Raw genomic sequence first — 1,387 nt, forward strand, 5'->3', positions numbered from 1 at the left:
AGCCTTAAGGGAGAGCGGATTTGCCTACTCTCCCAGCCTACACCCTTAAACGCGGACAACCATCGCCGCGCTGGCCTAGCCTTCTCCGTCCCTTCGTCGCAGTTACAGCCGGTACAGGAATATTAACCTGTTTCCCATCGACTACGCATTTCTGCCTCGCCTTAGGGGCCGACTCACCCTACCCTGATTAGCATTGGATAGGAAACCTTGGTCTTCCGGCGAGGGGGTTTTTCACCCCCTTTATCGTTACTTATGTCAGCATTCGCACTTCTGATACCTCCACCATGGTTTACACCTTTGGCTTCAACGGCTTACAGAACGCTCCTCTACCATGCCCTAAGGCATCCGCAGCTTCGGTGTCTGGTTTGAGCCCCGTTATATCTTCCGCGCAGGCCGACTCGACTAGTGAGCTATTACGCTTTCTTTAAAGGGTGGCTGCTTCTAAGCCAACCTCCTAGCTGTCTGAGCCTTCCCACATCGTTTCCCACTTAACCAGAACTTTGGGACCTTAGCTGGCGGTCTGGGTTGTTTCCCTTTCCACGACGGACGTTAGCACCCGCCGTGTGTCTCCCATGATTGCACTCTTGGGTATTCGGAGTTTGCATCGGGTTGGTAAGTCGGGATGACCCCCTAGCCGAAACAGTGCTCTACCCCCCAAGGTGAGACATGAGGCGCTACCTAAATAGCTTTCGAGGAGAACCAGCTATCTCCGGGCTTGATTAGCCTTTCACTCCGATCCACAGGTCATCCGCTAACTTTTCAACGGTAGTCGGTTCGGTCCTCCAGTTGATGTTACTCAACCTTCAACCTGCCCATGGATAGATCGCCCGGTTTCGGGTCTACTCCCAGCGACTGATCGCCCTATTAAGACTCGGTTTCCCTACGCCTCCCCTAAACGGTTAAGCTTGCCACTGAAAGTAAGTCGCTGACCCATTATACAAAAGGTACGCAGTCACCGTCCGAAAACGGCTCCCACTGCTTGTACGTACACGGTTTCAGGGTCTATTTCACTCCCCTCACAGGGGTTCTTTTCGCCTTTCCCTCACGGTACTGGTTCACTATCGGTCAGTCAGGAGTATTTAGCCTTGGAGGATGGTCCCCCCATATTCAGACAGGATAACACGTGTCCCGTCCTACTCGATTTCACTGCATATAGGTTTTCGCATACGGGGCTATCACCCACTATGGCCGCACTTTCCAGAGCGTTCTGCTAACCACAACACAGCTTAAGGGCTGGTCCCCGTTCGCTCGCCGCTACTAAGGGAATCTCGGTTGATTTCTTTTCCTCCGGGTACTTAGATGTTTCAGTTCCCCGGGTTCGCCTCTCAAAGCCTATGTATTCAGCTAAGAGATACCCGCAAGCGGGTGGGTTTCCCCATTCGGAAAT

General features: G+C 52.9%; 1 rRNA gene. It reads right to left on the reverse strand.

Features of this window, described 5'->3' with window-relative positions:
• Positions 1-1,387, reverse strand: a 23S ribosomal RNA gene (locus tag BLV48_RS18670); the annotation flags it as partial.

Source organism: Marinobacterium iners DSM 11526, from assembly GCF_900107855.1.
Lineage (GTDB): Bacteria > Pseudomonadota > Gammaproteobacteria > Pseudomonadales > Balneatricaceae > Marinobacterium > Marinobacterium iners.